This window comes from Bizionia sp. M204, from assembly GCF_023205095.1.
Classification (GTDB): Bacteria; Bacteroidota; Bacteroidia; order Flavobacteriales; family Flavobacteriaceae; genus Algorimicrobium; species Algorimicrobium hallyeonense.
This window is the reverse complement of record NZ_CP046242.1, coordinates 26,693-43,702: the sequence shown is the minus strand read 5'-3', so window position 1 is coordinate 43,702 and position 17,010 is coordinate 26,693. Positions and strand designations below refer to the sequence as shown.

General features: G+C 34.9%; 12 protein-coding genes, 1 tRNA gene and 1 riboswitch. Of the genes, 2 read left to right on the top strand and 11 right to left on the bottom strand.

The features are described 5' to 3' along the window. Position 1: 1 nt before the first annotated feature. The 7 genes from GMA17_RS00180 to GMA17_RS00155 all read right to left on the bottom strand — a co-directional run bounded on the left by GMA17_RS00180 (position 2) and on the right by GMA17_RS00155 (position 8,454). Positions 2 to 751, bottom strand: a complete 750-nt coding sequence (locus GMA17_RS00180; RefSeq protein ID WP_248397793.1) for a head GIN domain-containing protein — start codon at positions 749 to 751, stop codon at positions 2 to 4. Between the two features lie 3 nt (positions 752 to 754). Further along, entirely contained in the window at positions 755 to 1,846 is a 1,092-nt protein-coding gene (locus tag GMA17_RS00175; RefSeq protein ID WP_248397791.1) for an acyloxyacyl hydrolase, read from the bottom strand. Positions 1,847 to 1,890: 44 nt separating this feature from the next. After that, positions 1,891 to 3,150 carry a pyridoxal phosphate-dependent aminotransferase gene (locus tag GMA17_RS00170; protein ID WP_248397789.1) on the bottom strand — a complete coding sequence of 420 codons (1,260 nt, stop codon included), beginning with the start codon at positions 3,148 to 3,150 and terminating at the stop codon, positions 1,891 to 1,893. A 132-nt stretch (positions 3,151 to 3,282) separates the two neighbouring features. Further along, positions 3,283 to 5,703, bottom strand: a complete 2,421-nt coding sequence (thrA, locus tag GMA17_RS00165; RefSeq protein ID WP_371922399.1) for a bifunctional aspartate kinase/homoserine dehydrogenase I — start codon at positions 5,701 to 5,703, stop codon at positions 3,283 to 3,285. A gap of 22 nt (positions 5,704 to 5,725) precedes the next feature. Then, positions 5,726 to 6,682, bottom strand: a complete 957-nt coding sequence (locus GMA17_RS15450; protein WP_371922398.1) for an alpha/beta fold hydrolase — start codon at positions 6,680 to 6,682, stop codon at positions 5,726 to 5,728. 3 nt (positions 6,683 to 6,685) lie between these two features. After that, the gene (locus GMA17_RS00160) at positions 6,686 to 7,135 is read right to left on the bottom strand and encodes an OsmC family protein (RefSeq protein ID WP_248397787.1); all 450 of its coding nucleotides are present in this window, start codon (positions 7,133 to 7,135) and stop codon (positions 6,686 to 6,688) included. A gap of 23 nt (positions 7,136 to 7,158) precedes the next feature. Then, on the bottom strand, positions 7,159 to 8,454 hold the full coding sequence (locus tag GMA17_RS00155; protein ID WP_248397785.1) for an O-acetylhomoserine aminocarboxypropyltransferase/cysteine synthase family protein: 1,296 nt from the start codon (positions 8,452 to 8,454) through the stop codon (positions 7,159 to 7,161). A 118-nt stretch (positions 8,455 to 8,572) separates the two neighbouring features. Beyond that, positions 8,573 to 8,698: riboswitch (SAM riboswitch) on the bottom strand. A gap of 256 nt (positions 8,699 to 8,954) precedes the next feature. Between GMA17_RS00155 and metK the strand changes: the two genes are divergently transcribed. Beyond that, positions 8,955 to 10,244 carry a methionine adenosyltransferase gene (gene metK / locus GMA17_RS00150; protein WP_248397783.1) on the top strand — a complete coding sequence of 430 codons (1,290 nt, stop codon included), beginning with the start codon at positions 8,955 to 8,957 and terminating at the stop codon, positions 10,242 to 10,244. A gap of 56 nt (positions 10,245 to 10,300) precedes the next feature. Here metK and GMA17_RS00145 read toward each other — a convergent pair whose 3' ends face one another. After that, a complete protein-coding gene (locus GMA17_RS00145; RefSeq protein WP_248397781.1) occupies positions 10,301 to 11,011 on the bottom strand; it encodes a glycosyltransferase in 711 nt (236 codons plus the stop codon). Positions 11,012 to 11,097: 86 nt separating this feature from the next. On the opposite strand from GMA17_RS00145, the gene GMA17_RS00140 reads away from it, so the two are divergent. Next, positions 11,098 to 11,889 (top strand): DUF547 domain-containing protein, encoded by a 792-nt coding sequence (locus GMA17_RS00140; RefSeq protein WP_248397779.1) that lies wholly within the window; start codon positions 11,098 to 11,100, stop codon positions 11,887 to 11,889. A gap of 326 nt (positions 11,890 to 12,215) precedes the next feature. On the opposite strand, the gene GMA17_RS00135 is transcribed toward GMA17_RS00140, so the two are convergent. The 3 genes from GMA17_RS00135 to GMA17_RS00125 all read right to left on the bottom strand — a co-directional run bounded on the left by GMA17_RS00135 (position 12,216) and on the right by GMA17_RS00125 (position 16,985). Next, positions 12,216 to 12,297 (bottom strand) — tRNA-Tyr (locus tag GMA17_RS00135). 184 nt (positions 12,298 to 12,481) lie between these two features. Beyond that, positions 12,482 to 14,002, bottom strand: coding sequence for a M20/M25/M40 family metallo-hydrolase (locus GMA17_RS00130; protein WP_371922441.1), 1,521 nt, complete (start codon positions 14,000 to 14,002; stop codon positions 12,482 to 12,484). Positions 14,003 to 14,231: 229 nt separating this feature from the next. Further along, positions 14,232 to 16,985 carry a TonB-dependent receptor gene (locus tag GMA17_RS00125; RefSeq protein WP_248397775.1) on the bottom strand — a complete coding sequence of 918 codons (2,754 nt, stop codon included), beginning with the start codon at positions 16,983 to 16,985 and terminating at the stop codon, positions 14,232 to 14,234. Between the last annotated feature and the right edge of the window lie 25 nt (positions 16,986 to 17,010).

Below are 17,010 nucleotides of genomic sequence, written 5' to 3'. Positions count from 1 at the left end.
ACTACTCCAAAATAAGACGACCCTGATAATGTTGTGTAACTTCAAGCGTTGGCGGCGTATTTACGGAAATAAGATTTCCTGTTCCATACAAATCACCTTTAAGTTCTTGTATAGGATTCACAATAATATCGTTACTACCACGATGATATACACGCATTTTTTGAGCCATTAAATCGCGACCTTCAAAACGGCCTATTCCAGAATAGAATCCAATAATAACATCTTCAGCGGTTCCAGATATATAAAAGGAGGATAAGTTATTGGACGTCACTATTAAATCTGTGGTGTTTAGCGTCATTCTGAAATTACCTATAGTAAACGCATCGGGTTCTTTAAAATTTTCAGAAATAAGTTTTAATTCAGGATAATTCAATACCCCATTTGATGATACATCAAACTGTGAGGAATTTCTAATTTCCTTAATATTTGGAGCCGACACATAAATTTTAGTTGTACCATAATCTCGAACCATATTACAGGTGTTATTGTCGGTTAATTGTAGTTGATTACCAACAACAATTGCTTCCACATCGTTTAATAAATTTTCACCCGTTTCAATAATTACGGAAAAATCTGGAGCTTCGTTTAAAATAAGTTCCACATCACGATTAACTAAAATGCGTTCAAAATCTGAAACAAACACTGTTTGCTGGATCGTTGTTCCTGTGTTTTGAAAACAATCGTTTGCATCTTCACTACTGCATGAGAAAAGTGCAAATAATACAACGAGATATGTGAGTTTTTTAATCATAAATTACAATCGGATTCCGACACCAAATTCAACAGCTTCGGCTTTAGCACCATGAGATTTTAAGGTTAATGCGCCAAACCATTTTTTGCCAAAATAGCGTTTCAATCCAATACGAATATAGGTTTGTCCTTCAAAATCATACGGATAATACACATAATAGCCCAATTGGGTTTCAATGGACATTTTATTAATAAATAATTCGTGACCTACAAATAATCCAACCCGCTTCCAATCTTCATCACCTGTAACATTCTCTTCAGGAAATGAAACGGATTTATAATAAATTAATTCCTCTAGAAATTTGGAAAAAAACACATCTGCACCAAACTGAATGGCACTTTTATGTCCTAAACGTTTATCAGCATAAGCCGAAACAATGTAAAATGGAAATTGACCACTTCCTACTACATCACTTTCATTAATTCCGCTTCTAAAAGCAATGTTATACTTAATGCGTTCCGTAAATTTTTCTTTGGTAATGGTGTATTGGTATTCAGAATCTTCTTCATCTAAATTATAAGTAACACCTAGATTAAATGTAATGGAGTTAACACTGGTATTGGGCGCTTTCACGTTTGCGTTGGAATAGTGAATTAAGCTAAATCCAGCTTGAAGACCAAACTTATCAAAAATCCGTTCGCGCTTGTAATTCAACAACAAATAGGTGCTACTTAAAAGGGATGTTCCAAAGGCATTGTTTCTAGGGTTCTCCACTTTATCATACGGATTGGTTGTATAGCCTAAACCTTGCCCAATGCGCAACATTAAATTCCGTTTTAAAAAGTAGAAATTATAATGCGCATAAAGCGAATAGTTAGTTCCTAAAACATCATTCTTTAAATCTTGGTAAGCAAATGACACACCATAATCTGGATAGCCATAGCGCTGTTCCCAATCTTCGTTTCCAAAAGTTTTTTTATTCCAACTTAATATAAAACCTTCCGGATGTCCTTTAATAAGGTGTAAAATATCATTATTATGAAGGGCTATATTTCCTTTAAAATAATTTAAGTCGAAATAGGAATTCGTCGGTTTATCTTGTGCAAAAAGCGCAGCAAAACCAATACAACATAAAAAAGTAAACAGGTGCTTCATTCTAAAACTTGTGGCGCAAATGTATGTAATTTCTTAAAAGCATCTTATTTTAATTTCTGAAGTGCATTTTCTAGCAGTTCAAAAACCGTTTCAATATCTTCTTTTCTCGCTGTTCCTACTGATAATCTAAACCAATTGGAATCTGTAGAAGTCCCAAAAGCATAAAAAGGGACAATAGCTAATTTTGCTTCATGCAGTAGAAAACTTGTTACTTCTTGAATGCTTTTAAGGGTTGTCCCTTCTTGCGTTGTTTTTCCTATTAAATCAAACTGAACCGTTAAATACAAAGCAGCTTCGGGTTGAATGGCACGCACAGGAAACCCTTTAGTTTGTAGTGCTTTAAAACCTTGGTAGTAGGAAATTAATCTATCGTTCAATTCGGTTTTAATATGTGTTAAATAATCTTGAACTACTTCCGTCTGATTTAAATACGAGGCCGTTGCCAATTGTTCTGCTTTGGGTGCCCAAGCACCAATATGGCTCAATAAGGCTTTCATTTTATTAATAACATGGACAGGACCAAAAGCCCAACCAACACGGACACCTGTTGCCGCAAATGCTTTAGAAATTCCATCAATAAAAATGGTAAAATCCCGCATGGCAGGCACCAATTCTACTGGGTTGTAATGTATAGTTTCGCCATAAGTTAACTGCCAGTAAATTTGGTCGTATAATATGTAAAGCGGTTTTTCATCCTGGCTGGCTCGACGTTTGTTTTCTTCAATAACGAGTTCTGAAATTTCTAAAAGCGCTTCTTTAGTAAACGTTGTTCCTGTAGGATTTAAAGGCGAACATAAAGCAATTAAATTAACCTGTTGAATATGCGGTTTTATATCAGAAACTGTTGGCATAAAATTATTTTCAACCTTGGTTTCGACAACCACAGCTTTATTACGAGCTAAATAGGAATAGGCATCATTATTCCAAGAAGGCACAGGATACAAAACGGTATCCTCCAAATCTAAAATAGTTTGATAAACTGCGTAGATTAAAGGTCTTGCTCCTCCTGAAATTAAGATTTCATCTTTTGAATAGTCTAATTTTAAATTTCTTGATAAGTAGTCAGAAACGCTAAAACGCAAGGCTTCCATTCCATTGGCCTGCGGATAATTGGTTTGGTTATCATTGTAGGCCGTAATAATTTCAGCTTTCAATTCATCAGGAATGGGAAAAATACCTGAATCAAAATCGCCAATAGTTTGATTGTAAACCACTTCCCCTTGTGCTTTTAAAGCATTGACTTCACCAGCAATTTTAATAATCTCCGAACCTTTTAAACCTTCGGCTAATTTTGATATTTTCATAAATACGTCATGTTTCGTCAAAAATAAGGATTCTTAATCATATTAATACACATTATTTTTTCTGCTTATAAATTTGACTTATTAATTAAAAAATCAGTTTAATTTCCCTTTTTGGTAATTAATTCAATTCTGTTAGTTGCTGTTTTTAGCCAATCGTAAAATGTCTCCAAAGACACCTCTAGCCGTAACTGCCTTTCCAGCACCAGCACCTTGAATAACTAGAGGCCTTTCGCCATATGACTCGGTGAATATTTCGAAAATAGCATCCGAACCTTTTAATGCTCCCAAAGGTGAAATTTTTGGCACAGAAACCAATTGCACGTCTAGCTGCCCTTTACTTTTAAATAAATCTCCCGACAAATCACCAATATATCTTAAGACGTGATCTGATTTTTGTGACTCTTTTTTATTTTGAAAAACTGTATTTAAAGCATCCAAATTTCCTAAAAATTGAGAAGCAGGAATATCCCTAAATTCTTGAGGAATTAAGTTCTCTATTTGAATATCTTCAAATTCATTTTCTAAATCCAACTCACGAGCTAGGATTAATAACTTTCTAGCCACATCATTTCCACATAAATCTTCTCTTGGATCTGGCTCCGTGTATCCTTCACCAATGGCTTCCTGAAGAATTTCTGAAAAAGGTCTACTTTCAGATGAAAATGTATTGAACAAATAACTTAAGGAACCAGAAAAAACACCTCTTATTCTTGTAATGTTTTCACCAGATTCATGTAATAATTTAATGGTATCTATTAAAGGCAATCCTGCACCTACATTAGTTTCATATAGATATTCTTTTTTGTTTTCGGCTAATTTAGCTCTTAAGGTTTTATAGAAATTATGAGAAACCGTATTGGCAATTTTATTAGAAGACACCAAATCGAAACCAGCCTCCACTAATGGGATGTAATTATCAATAAAATCAGTATTTGCTGTATTATCTACGGCAATTAAATTTTCTAAATGATGTTTTTTCGCGTAATCAATAATGGTTTCTACCTGTGTACTAGTAAGACCTTCAGACTCTAAATCTTGTTTCCAATTTCCACTAATTCCTGAAGCATTCAACAGCACTTGTTTTGAGTTTGCAATGGCAAATATCTTTAACTGAATGTTCCTTCGCTTTAAAATAGACGCTGTATTTTCTAATAGTTGTTCAATAAGTGTTCCTCCAACCAAGCCTTTACCGAAGATGGCGATATTTATTTTTTTTGCTACGCCAAATACCTGCCCGTGAATAACATTTAAAGCTTTATGCAATTGATTTTTTTTAACCACCAAACTCACATTTTTACCAGAAATGGTATTGTTGAATAATAAAGGCACAATTTGGTTTTTTATAAGCGCATTATAGGGTTGATGAAATTTACTTAAATCCAATCCAATAATTGAAATAACGGAAACATCGTCTATAATTGAAATTTTATGCACGTCATTCGTTTGAAATTCATGCTCAAACTCATGTTCCAAAGCAACAACCGCATCTTTTGCTCTATTTGCGGAAACAATAAAACCAATCCCACGTTCTGACGAGCCTTGAGCAATAATACTGACGCTAATACGATGTGTACTTAAGGTTTTAAATATTCTAGCATCCACACCTACTTTTCCCAAAAGTCCTCGGCCTTCAAAATTTATTAAAGACACATGATCTAAAACTGAAAGCGATTTAATGCCATCCACTGTTGATTTTGATGTTATTAAAGTTCCTTGGCCTTCCGAATTAAACGTATTTAAAATTCGAAGATTGATGTTTTTTTCAATTAAAGGAACAATTGTTTTCGCATGCAAAATTGTGGCTCCAAACGTGGCAAGCTCATTCGCCTCTTCATAAGATAATTGACGAATTGTTTTAGCATCGGCGACTAATTCAGGATTAGCCGTATAAATTCCATTTACATGTGTGTAGCTTTCTAATTCCTCGGCATCTAAATAATTAGCGAGTAAGGACGCTGTATAATTACTACCGTTCCGACCTAAAGTAGTTGTTTGATTTTTTAAATTGGAAGCAATAAACCCGGAAACAATATGAACAGTATCACCATTATATTTTTCAAAATGCGCTTTTACATTTTGTTCAGAAACAGCTAAAATAGGCTGCGCATCCCCAAAGTTAGCATCGGTTTTTATTAAAGTTCTAGCGTCTGTTGCATGTGCTTTTATGTGTCGCTCCTGTAATAATTGTGTAACAATTTTTGTTGCGAGTAATTCACCATGTGCTAATACCTCATCCTTAATTTTTTCGCTATAATCTTCAAGTAGGCTAACGCCTTCTAAAAGTGTATCTATTTTGGAAAATTCTTCAGAAAAATCAATAGACTTTAAAGGTTCCATTTGGTAGCTCTTAAATGCTTCCAATTCTGGTTTATATATTTGTTTGGCAGCTGCTTTTTCTAGAATAACTTCTAATTGGTTGGTGGCATTTCCTCTAGCAGAAACAACAACGGCTATATTCTGCTTGTTTTTTACTTTAGCTTCAATAATGGAAAGCACGGTTTCTAATCCGTTGCCATTTGCTAAAGATTTCCCTCCAAATTTTAATATTTTCATTCTATTTCTTTTTGTTTCAGGTTTAAAAATTCCTGAAATAATTTTTTTCTAATTGTTCGAACTCTATTAAAAACGCATCGTGTCCGTGAATGGAATGGATTTCATTATAAGTCACATTAGGATGTGTTAAGGCTAGATATTTTTGTGTTTCGCGGTTTTCTTCAGCTGTAAAAAACAAATCCGAATTGACACCTATAATATAGATATTGGCCTGAATGCCATCTAAAATTTTTAAACTATACTCACCTCCTTTAGTAACATCAATTGTTTTTAGTAATTGGTTCATTAATTTATAAGATGCCAGCTGATAGCGTTCTTGCAATTTTTTACCGTGGTGCAACAACCAACTTTCGACATTAAACATCTGTAAATCGGTATTTTTAGTTCGCTGAAACCGCTCCTTAAATGAGGCTGGCGTTCTATAGCATAACATGGCATGCATGCGCGCATCGTGTACCGGATTGCTAGAATTAACTAAAAACTGTTCTTGGATTTGACAATTGGCAATAAGCCAGTCCGTTGCTTTCCAATCGGTAGCTATTGGAATAAAATGTGATGCTAAATCTGGTTTCAGTACTAACATTTCCCAAGCAATACCACCACCTAAAGAGCCGCCAATAATGGCAAATAACTTATGGATTTTAAGTGCTTTTAACCCCACTAAAAATAGTGCTGCAATATCTTTGGCAACAAAACTCTTATAGTCTTCAATGATAAAATTATCATAACCATTACCCGGAATATTAAACGCTAAAACCGTATATACCTGCGTATCGATAACTCTAGCTGTTCCAATAAGATCTTTCCACCAACCATCGGCTCCAGACACATTACTATTTCCCGTAAGCGCATGGTTAACAAGCACAATTGGGGCTGACCCTAATGGTTTTCCAAATAATTGGTAAGACAATTTTAAAGTAACTGTCTTACCAATCTCTAATTTGAAATGTGGAATTTGGATGTGTTCTAATTTTGACATGCTTTAAATGGTATATTGTTTTTCAACCTCCAGACTTACTGGCGTCGCGTTCAATAAATTATCCTTAACAGGACAGCGCTCTTGAACTATTTTCAACCAAGTTACCAATGTTTCAATGGGCGCTTCTGTATCTGGAATTAGCTTTAAACTAATTTGTTTAAATCCTGCTCTTTCAGCATTAGACCTTCCAAAAAGTTTATTCGGATTTATACTTCCTTCAACTTCTATTTTTAAGGTATTAATTGTAAACCCTAATTCTTTAGCCACCAAGTGTCCAACTACGTTTACACATCCAGCTAAACCCGCTAAAACATATTCAACAGGATTGGCATTTTCATCGGTACCACCTAAATCTTCTGGCTCGTCTATTATTAGTCTAAAATTCCTTGTTTTGGCAATGAATTTCGCAGGAGAAGCACTTTCTCCGTGTACTTTAAATATTAAATCGCTCATAATTAGTATCTATAAAAATTTAATTAATCTTGTAAAACGGCTTCGTTAATTATTTTAAAAGCAGCTTTTAAATCTTCTTTTAAATCCTCTAGATCTTCAATACCAACTGACAACCTAATTAAATCTTGACTTACGCCTGCCTTTGCTTGTTGCGCTGCATCTAATTGCTGATGGGTTGTACTCGCTGGGTGAATTATCAATGATTTTGTATCTCCAATATTGGCTAATAATGAAAATAATTTCGTGTTGTCTGCAATAGTTTTTGCCGACTCAAATCCGCCCTTAACACCAAAAGTCACTAAACCACTCTGTCCGTTTGGCAAATATTTATCTGCCAAAGATTTGTATTTACTACTTTCTAAACCTGGGTAATTTACCCAACTTACTTCTTCTTGGTCTTCTAACCATTTAGCCAATGCTAATGCATTTTGAGAATGTTGTTTAATTCTTATGGGCAATGTTTCCAAACCTTGAATAATATTAAAAGCATTGGTTGGACTTAATGCACCACCAAAATCACGCAAACCTTCTAAAATTAATTTAAAAGTATAGGAAGCAGCTCCTAGAGTTTCATAATACTTTAAACCATGATATCCTGCTGAAGGCTCTGTAAATTCAGGGAATTTTCCATTTGCCCAATTAAAAGTGCCCGCATCAATTATGGCGCCTCCTAGGGAAGTTCCTTGACCACCAATGTATTTTGTAAGGGAATGAATAACAATATCTGCACCATGCTCTATGGGTTTTACTAATACGGAAGTTGCCACAGTATTGTCAACAATAAAAGGAACTTCAGCTGCTTTTGCATGTACGGAAATAGCATTTAAATCTAAAACATCAAGCTTTGGGTTCCCTAAAGACTCAACAAAGAAAACTCTTGTATTATCTTGCACGGCTGCTGCAAAGTTGTCGGGATTATCAGCATTTACAAAAGTGGTTGTAATCCCTAATCTTGGTAAAGTAACATTTAGCAAATTAAATGTGCCACCATACAAACTACTTGAAGCTACAATATGATCTCCAGCTTTTAAAAGGGTTAATAGCCCTGTAGAAATTGCTGATGTTCCCGACGCGAAAACCACAGCGCCAACACCACCTTCTACGGCAGCCAAACGATCTTGTAGGATTTGATTCGTAGGGTTATTTAAACGAGTATAAATAAACCCTAATTCTTTTAATGAAAAAAGATTAGCTGCATGTTCTGAATTGTTAAAAACATAAGATGTCGTTTGATAAATAGGAACGGCTTTGGTTCCTCCATGTTGCTGAACATCATGTCCAGCATGCAACGCTTTTGTTGCGAAATTTTGAATACTCATTTTTCTAGTTTTTTTGAATTAATAAATTAAACCAAAAGTCAAATAAGCCTCGTTAGAAGCGTACCTATTAGAAAAATGTTAAAAAGAAAATTGAAATCACAGATGAGTAATTTCGTTTGAGTTATCTATCCAATATTTCGATAAATGAATCGAAAATTAAGTAGAATTTAGCACCTTCATAGTATAGAACTAAGGGTTGCTAAGGCTTCAACGGGTCTAATCCCTCCACCTTTCTTGATAACATTTCAGTAAGTTTTTGAACTTTGTGAGCACAAATATTGCAATACAAATTCATAATAACCAAATTAAATGTGAAAAAAAGTCTAAAAAAATTTTGTTCCATTTAAATTTCTTATTTTTGCAGCGTAATAATTAAGAGGAAAAATTTGTCTGATTGCAACCTCATAAAAAAATGCTAAAGCAGTTCAATTCTACTACTCTAGCAGGCCACAGCAATCACATAATTTTTCACAGTGTTTAACGCATAAATAAGTGAAACTATGCCATATTTATTTACTTCGGAAAGTGTTTCTGAAGGACATCCAGATAAAGTTGCCGACCAGATAAGTGACGCATTAATTGATAATTTTTTAGCTTTTGATCCCGAATCAAAGGTAGCCTGTGAAACATTAGTAACAACGGGGCAAGTTGTTTTAGCAGGCGAAGTAAAATCCAACACCTACCTAGACGTTCAGAAAATTGCACGTGATACCATTAATAAAATTGGATACACCAAAGGCGCGTATATGTTTGATGGTAGTTCGTGTGGTGTGTTTTCTGCCATTCATGAACAGTCAGAAGACATTAATCGAGGTGTAGATCGCGCGAGTAAAGAAGAACAAGGTGCAGGAGATCAAGGTATGATGTTCGGTTATGCGACAAGCGAAACCGAAAACTATATGCCATTGGCTTTAGATTTATCGCACAGATTGTTATTAGAATTAGCAGAATTACGTCGTGAAGAAAAAGACATCACCTATTTACGTCCTGACTCTAAAAGTCAGGTAACTATAGAGTATAGTGATGACAATGTACCACAACGTATTGAAGCTATTGTCATTTCAACACAACACGATGAATTTGTATTACCAAAATCCAAATCTGCTGAAGATAAAAATGCAGCTGAAGAGGAAATGATAGCACGAATAAACAAGGACATTAAAGAGGTACTAATTCCACGCGTGGTTGTAAAACTTCCGGAGCATATTCAGGAATTATTTAATGACGATATCACCTATCATATCAACCCAACAGGGAAGTTTGTTATTGGAGGACCACATGGTGACACCGGTTTAACGGGTCGTAAAATTATTGTGGATACCTATGGAGGAAAAGGTGCCCATGGTGGTGGTGCGTTTTCAGGCAAAGACCCAAGTAAGGTAGATAGAAGTGCTGCTTATGCAACACGACACATTGCCAAAAACTTGGTTGCCGCTGGTATTGCAGATGAAATTTTAGTACAAGTTAGTTATGCTATTGGTGTGGTAAAACCAACCTCTATTTATATTGACACATATGGAACCTGTCCGTTTAATTTAACAGATGGTGAAATAGCACAGAAAGTGACTGAAATTTTTGATATGAGACCATTTGCTATTGAAAGCAGATTGAAATTACGCCAACCTATGTATAGTGAAACGGCTGCCTATGGGCATATGGGACGAAAGAACGAAACTATTACCAAGACATTTGAACAATTAAATGGTGAATCCATTACCTTGGATGTTGAATTATTTACATGGGAAAAATTAGACTATGTGGATAAAGTAAAAGCCGCATTCGACCTATAATATCACCCTTAAAAATCTCTAAAAGCCTTACATTTTTTTGTGAGGCTTTTTTTGTGTTAAGTCGTTTTAAGCATACGGCCGTATAAGGTTTTTAATTTTTCGGGCTTATAGCCACATTTGAATAAAACAACCATTAATAAATTACACAAGTTAACTTTTAGGTAAGAATTGTTTTGATACTTTCTCGCCGAAACAATTAAGTCGTTATTTACAATGGTGTAGGGTGTTTTGGCCTTCTTCATTCGTTTAAAAAACTCGAAATCTTCCATTAGAACTTGATCTTCATCAAAAGTACCTAAAATTTCAAAAACGCACTTTTTAATAAATAAACATTGATCACCACCCCCAGTAAATATGCCGTCAGTTTTGGTGAAATGCGCATTTATTTTCAACCAGAAATTATCCGAATCAAATGTATAAGAGAAAAAACCAGCATCCATACCTGATGCAACTGTTTCTTGAATATTCTTAAAAAAACTTAATGGCGGTAAAACATCTGCATGAAGGAAAACTAGAATATCTCCCATAGCACTTTTAGCTGCTTGATTCATTTGAACGGCGCGACCTTTTTTTGCACACCTAAGTATAGAAACCTCATTCCACCGAAAATCTTTAGCACTTATACTCTGGGATTCCGCTGATAAGGCGATAATAATTTCAACATTAAATCCTTGAGAAATAGCTACTAAATGTGGTACTAAAACGAATAAGTTATCTCGTTCGTTATGCGCCGGAATAATCACTGAAATACTTTTAACTAAAACCATATATAAGAAATATACGTAAATTTATAGGATGTGGATTTATAACTAACTTACTTTTGCAGCTAAAATCCCATCGTAAAAACAAATTCATGAAAACAACAATTTTAAAACAAGTCATCCTATTTCTTTCCGTTCTATTAATCTCTGTTCAGGGCGAAGCACAAACAGATACAAGTGAACCAACGAACTTTAATGCGCTTTCCGAACAACTGTTGACAAAAATAAAAAGTGGACAAAACACACAGGACATTCAGGGTATTTTAAAGAATACCTCATTAGAAACGTTAAGCACAGCATTAAAAACGGATACTGAAAAACTAGCGTTTTGGGTGAATATATACAATGCCTATATTCAAATTATATTAACCGATAAACCAGAATTGTTTGAGGATCGAGGTGCTTTTTTCAAGAAAAAACAAATTGCTATTGCTGGCAACATGGTGTCTTTTGACAAAATTGAACATGGTATAATTAGAAAATCGCAATGGAAATTAGGACTGGGTAAAATTAGAAAATGGTTTCCTAATAAATTTGAGCGCACATTGCGTGTTGACGAACGCGATTTCAGAATTCATTTTGTTTTAAATTGTGGTGCTAAAAATTGTCCACCTGTCGCTATTTATACGCCAGATAAGCTAGAAGCACAGTTTGATATGAGCTCTAGAAATTATTTAATAAAAACAACCACCTATGATAACGAAAAGAAAATTGTAACCATTTCACCTTTGTTTAAATGGTTTCGAGGCGATTTTGGCTCTAAAAATGACATAAAAGATATACTGAAATCTTATGCTATATTAGCGACCACTGAAAAATTCTCGATAGATTACGGCGATTATGATTGGACATTAGATTTAGATAATTGGGCAGATTTTAATTAAAACTTTTATATAAAAGGCAGGATTAGCTGCGCTGATCTTGAAGGTTTGGTTCTGATAATAAAAAAAATCAAACCTTAAATTACAGGACTAGCTACGCTGATCCTGAAAGCCACTCCTTGAAAACATAAAAAGACACAAAACAGAAAAGTAAGCGTTACATTACAGGATTAGCTGCGCTGATCCTGCTTAACTCTTTTGGAAATTGAAAAATCAAACTGCAAAAGCAGTTTATTTTTTTGTGTTATAAAATACGCTTGTGAGTAAACTCACGCGCATTTTATAACACAAAAAAATCCACACGGCCGTGTGGATTTTTCGAGTTAAAGTGGGGAGAGCAGGATTCGAACCTGCGAAGACGTAGTCAGCAGATTTACAGTCTGCCCTCGTTGGCCGCTTGAGTATCTCCCCAAAACCGAGCGTAAATATATTATAGTTTTTATTTCTTTTTGCAAAAAACGGCTCCTTTTTTTCTCTAATGTCCACATTAAAACACAAAAAACTCATAATGAATCCATTAGTTATTCATTATGAGTTCTTGTTACAATCTTCCTTAATACATTAAGAGGAAAATTGTTTTAAACTCGGCGTTTAATTAATCATTAAGACCGCCTTTGCGCTGTGGTGAACGTGGCTCTGGCCAAGTACGTTGCTCACCTGTTCTCGAGTTAACAGGTAGTATTATTTTTTCGGAAGATGCTCTATTTGGATCTTCGCAAGCCATATAAACTAAAATAGCCGTTAAAATAGCATTACTTCTTACGTCATCAAAGACAATTTTGTCATAGGTATCTCTATTTGTATGCCATGTATAATTCCAGTAAGACCAACTTAATGAGCTCAAGTTAAATGATGGCGCGCCAGCGGCTAAAAACGATGCATTATCTGATCCACCTCCACTAGGCGAACCTGGAAAATTAGTTTCAATATGCTTTGAAATATCGTTTGGAACTGGCTCTAACCAACGTGATAAATACTCATAAGCATGCAAAAAACCAGCACCAGAAAGATTCACAACACGACCTGTTCCGTTATCTTGATTAAATACGGCTTGAATGTTTTTCACAATTTCAGGATGGTCCTCCACAAAAGCCCGAGACCCATTTAAACCTTGCTCCTCACTTCCCCAATGACCAACTAAAATAGTACGTTTTGGTTTTGGATATACCTTTTTTAGAATGCGCATAGCTTCCATCATAACTAATGTTCCAGTACCATTATCGGTAGCTCCAGTTCCACCATCCCAAGAATCGAAATGGGCTGACATAATAACATACTCGTCTGGTTTTTCAGAACCTTTTATTTCAGCTATAGTATTATAATTTGTAGCTACACCTAAATCTTTAGATTCCGCTACAATTTTCACACGTGGTTTACTACCGTATTTTGCTAAACGATATAACATGGTATAATCTTCCAGCTCAATATCTACGGTTGGAATTTTTTCAGTTCTTGCGCTAAAAATTTTGTTAGAACCAAATGCTTTAGACCAGTAGGACGTAATAATTCCGGCTGCTCCAGCCGTTTCTAATGCTTGATTAATATTTCTTGAATTATAACCCATTCTCTTCAAGTTGGCATACCATTCTGTTGAGAGCGAATCGCGTTCTTTTTTCATTTTTTCGAATGATTCGTCTGTTGCGAACTCTTCCCAGTTATAATCTGGACGCCCCGTAGTTTGATACATAGATGTCATAACGAATTTGCCTTTTACACTTTTCATCCAATTATTAAACTCCAAAGAATCTTTAACCGTTGGGAGTATTATTACTTCTGCTGTAACTCCTTTGGATCCCGTGCTTGGACTCCAAGCTAATTGCATACCATCTAACGATTGGATTCTTGGGTGCACCATATCAATATGTGTGATACCACGATCCCATGCACGCCATTCTCCCCATTTTTCATTTCTAGCTGAAATATCCCATTTCCCATATTGAGCAACAGCCCAATCATTGGCCTGTTTCATTTGTGGTGTTCCCACTAAACGCGGACCAATTACATCTAACATTTCGTGTGCTAAACGTTCTAATTGTGAATTTTCAGTAGCTTCTTTTATAATACTTTCAACAACAGCATCCGTATTTTGTGCATGAATAAAACCTACGGAAACCATAACTAAAGTAGCCAAACCGTGTTTAAAAATGTTTCTCATAATTCTAATTTTAGTTAATAAATTGTGACCTATCAAAATACAACATTTCTATGAGACAGACCGTATAATAAGCTGGAAAAACAGAAGTGAAATACCCAAAAAAGAAAGCTGCCTGAAAAGTGAATTTTTATTCTAAATATCAGAATAATAACTTGTCAGACAGCCTAATTAATTGTGTTGTGCTGATTAATTATAAGTTGTATATAACGCGCAATGTTACAAAGCGCGGTTGAATATAATAATCGTTAGTGCTTACAGATAAAGAACCTGCATTTGTTTGGCTTTGCGATTTGGTATTTAGCAAGTTAGTTGCCTTCATTTCAAATTCCCATTTGGCATCTGCATCTTTTCGGTAGGCTAATGATGCATCCCAGAAATCAAAACTATTAATTTTACCAGCTTCATCACTTAACACGTTATACTCGTAACTGGATTTTAAGGTAAAGGCTTTCCAAATTAAGGCATCAAACTCTAATTTTGGCGCATTGGTATAAAACTTGGTTCGTCTCGTACCTTGGTCGTTATCTTGAATTCCGTAGGTATAGCTTACTTCAAAATTTGGTGCTTCCCGGTAATTTGACCGTAAAGACGCTGTGTATGATTGGTTGTAGTTTTCATTAACCGAACGGGTAAGCTCGCCTGGATTATCTCTAGTGGAAATAAACTGATTAAACTTAGCATAACTAAAATTAGCTTGTGCAGTTGCACGAAGTTTTCCAAAAGCACGTTGAAAACGACCATTAGCTGAAAAGCTTTCGTCAGCAAAATTAGAGTTAAAAGGTGTTCCAACATTAATTACACTACCAGATTGAAACTGGGAAGCGGTTCTAATTCTATCAATATTTTTTGTGTAATTCACACGAGCAAATACATTGGTATAATTGAACATGTTAAAACTAAAATACATTAAGCTTAAATTATGAGCCAATGAACTTTCTAATTCTTGATTACCCGTAAAGAATGAATTGTATCTATTTAACACCAATCCTTCAGCTAATTGATTAACGTCTGTAAACTGCGTTTGCATACGGTAGTTAAACGTTAAGGTTTCACTCTTTTTAAATTGAATACGCGTGTTAAAATCTGGTAAAACTCTGAAGAAATTATCTTTGTATTCCACACCAAATTGTTCATTCTTGGCACTATAAGCGTGAGCCGATAAACCAGGAGTGAATGTGAAAATTCCGGCTTTTAATTGGTAATGTAAACCAACATACAAATCGGTGAAGGTATAGTTAATATCATTCTCGGGATTATAATTTACAGGTTGATTATTGAAGATAGATCCATCATCTAGTGTTTGAAATATATCAGAATTAAACTTCTGATTACTTAAAATAGTTCCAAAAGTTACGTTTATATTACTCTTATTGTTTAGCACGTTCCAGTAATCTAACTTGGCATCCAATTGATTGGATTTAACGCGTTTGTTTTGAGATAAATCGTAAATAAATTGATTTTGATCCATCCCTAAATCTTCAGCCGTATCATCATAAGGATCGTTTGGCATATCGGCATTATTTGTTGGATCGTTGGCTAAAAGTGCATTATAAAATGGGTCTTCGTCTTTTAAAAGGTGAGTGGCTTCAAAAGCAAAAATATTATTTTCATTTAAGGTGTAATAGTAATTTAAATTCTGATTAAGACTAAATGGGTTTGTCTCTTCATTTTGAGCAATTCCTCCAATAACGGTAGAAAACACATTTTGCTCTTGTGTTTCTTGAGACATACGTCCTAAAATTTCATAATCCAATTGGTTACTAGCATTCGGTTTGTATTTAGCACTTAATTTCAACATCCCCAAATCACTACGTTGTGTGGTATTACTTTCAGTGCTTTCATCAGGAATTCCTAGTTCTGGATCATTATAAATGACATTACTGTTTTCCTGTAATCGAATTTTATTTCCCGTATAAATTCCAAATCCGCTTAAATCTAATTTATCATTCGGAGAATAACTAAAATTTGCAGCACCAAAACGGGCATTTATTTCTTTGGCTCGATTATTTTGAAGGGATAAAAAGTCTAAACCATTGTCGCTTAAATTTAAATTGGTACCACTCGTTTGACTAGGTCGATTAAAACCACCTGCAAAATTAAAATAATCACGACGCGTAAAGGCTAGTTCACCAATATTGTTGATATCTCCAATAACATTAACACTGTATTTTGGGCTGTAATAAAACAATTTTGGCTGCGCTAAATACAAGCCATTATCATCTGCTACTCCAGCTCCTGCTGTAACAGTTCCGAACCAAAAGGCGTCTTTTCCTTCTTTCAGTTTAATATTAATAGCAATATTATCTTGATTGTTTTGAACCCCACTTAATTGGCCAACTTCGGCATGATTTTTAAGAACTTGAACTTTATCTACGGCATTGGCCGGAATGTTTTTGGTGGCTAATTTAGAATCGCCATCAAAAAAGTCTTTACCTTCCACCATCACTTTGGATACGACCTTGCCTTCTACTTCAATTTGACCATCCGCATTTATTTCAACACCTGGCAAATTTTTAAGGACATCTTCTAGTTTCCGTTCGGTTCCTTTATTAAACGAATCGGCATTATAAATAAGCGTATCGCCTTTAACGGTTACGGGCATTTCGTAAATCAATTCAATTTCATCTAAAGCATTATCATTCTCTAGTGTGAAATCTCTTGAAATATCAGCTTCTTTGGTTGAAATGGATGCATCGGATGTTTTCATTCCAATATAACTCACTTGAACTTTATAATCTGTATTTTTTTCTAAAGTCAGTTTATATCGCCCTTGATCGTTAGTAATTCCATAGGATTCCAATTTACTTGTTTGCTGGTTTATAGCAATGACATTGGCGAGTTCCAGTGGATTACCGATACTGTCTTTTACAATACCTTCAATTTTTACTTGGGAAAACGTGGCAGATACTACTAGTAGCAATATTGCCGTAATTACATGTTTCATTTATTTGGTGATTGGTTTATTGATT

Coding starts and splice junctions, on each gene's coding strand:
- GMA17_RS00180 (WP_248397793.1), bottom strand. CDS start 751: ATGATTAAAAAACTCACATATCTCGTTGTATTATTTGCACTTTTCTCA.
- GMA17_RS00175 (WP_248397791.1), bottom strand. CDS start 1,846: ATGAAGCACCTGTTTACTTTTTTATGTTGTATTGGTTTTGCTGCGCTT.
- GMA17_RS00170 (WP_248397789.1), bottom strand. CDS start 3,150: ATGAAAATATCAAAATTAGCCGAAGGTTTAAAAGGTTCGGAGATTATT.
- thrA (WP_371922399.1), bottom strand. CDS start 5,703: ATGAAAATATTAAAATTTGGAGGGAAATCTTTAGCAAATGGCAACGGA.
- GMA17_RS15450 (WP_371922398.1), bottom strand. CDS start 6,682: ATGTCAAAATTAGAACACATCCAAATTCCACATTTCAAATTAGAGATT.
- GMA17_RS00160 (WP_248397787.1), bottom strand. CDS start 7,135: ATGAGCGATTTAATATTTAAAGTACACGGAGAAAGTGCTTCTCCTGCG.
- GMA17_RS00155 (WP_248397785.1), bottom strand. CDS start 8,454: ATGAGTATTCAAAATTTCGCAACAAAAGCGTTGCATGCTGGACATGAT.
- metK (WP_248397783.1), top strand. CDS start 8,955: ATGCCATATTTATTTACTTCGGAAAGTGTTTCTGAAGGACATCCAGAT.
- GMA17_RS00145 (WP_248397781.1), bottom strand. CDS start 11,011: ATGGTTTTAGTTAAAAGTATTTCAGTGATTATTCCGGCGCATAACGAA.
- GMA17_RS00140 (WP_248397779.1), top strand. CDS start 11,098: ATGAAAACAACAATTTTAAAACAAGTCATCCTATTTCTTTCCGTTCTA.
- GMA17_RS00130 (WP_371922441.1), bottom strand. CDS start 14,002: ATGGTTTCCGTAGGTTTTATTCATGCACAAAATACGGATGCTGTTGTT.
- GMA17_RS00125 (WP_248397775.1), bottom strand. CDS start 16,985: ATGAAACATGTAATTACGGCAATATTGCTACTAGTAGTATCTGCCACG.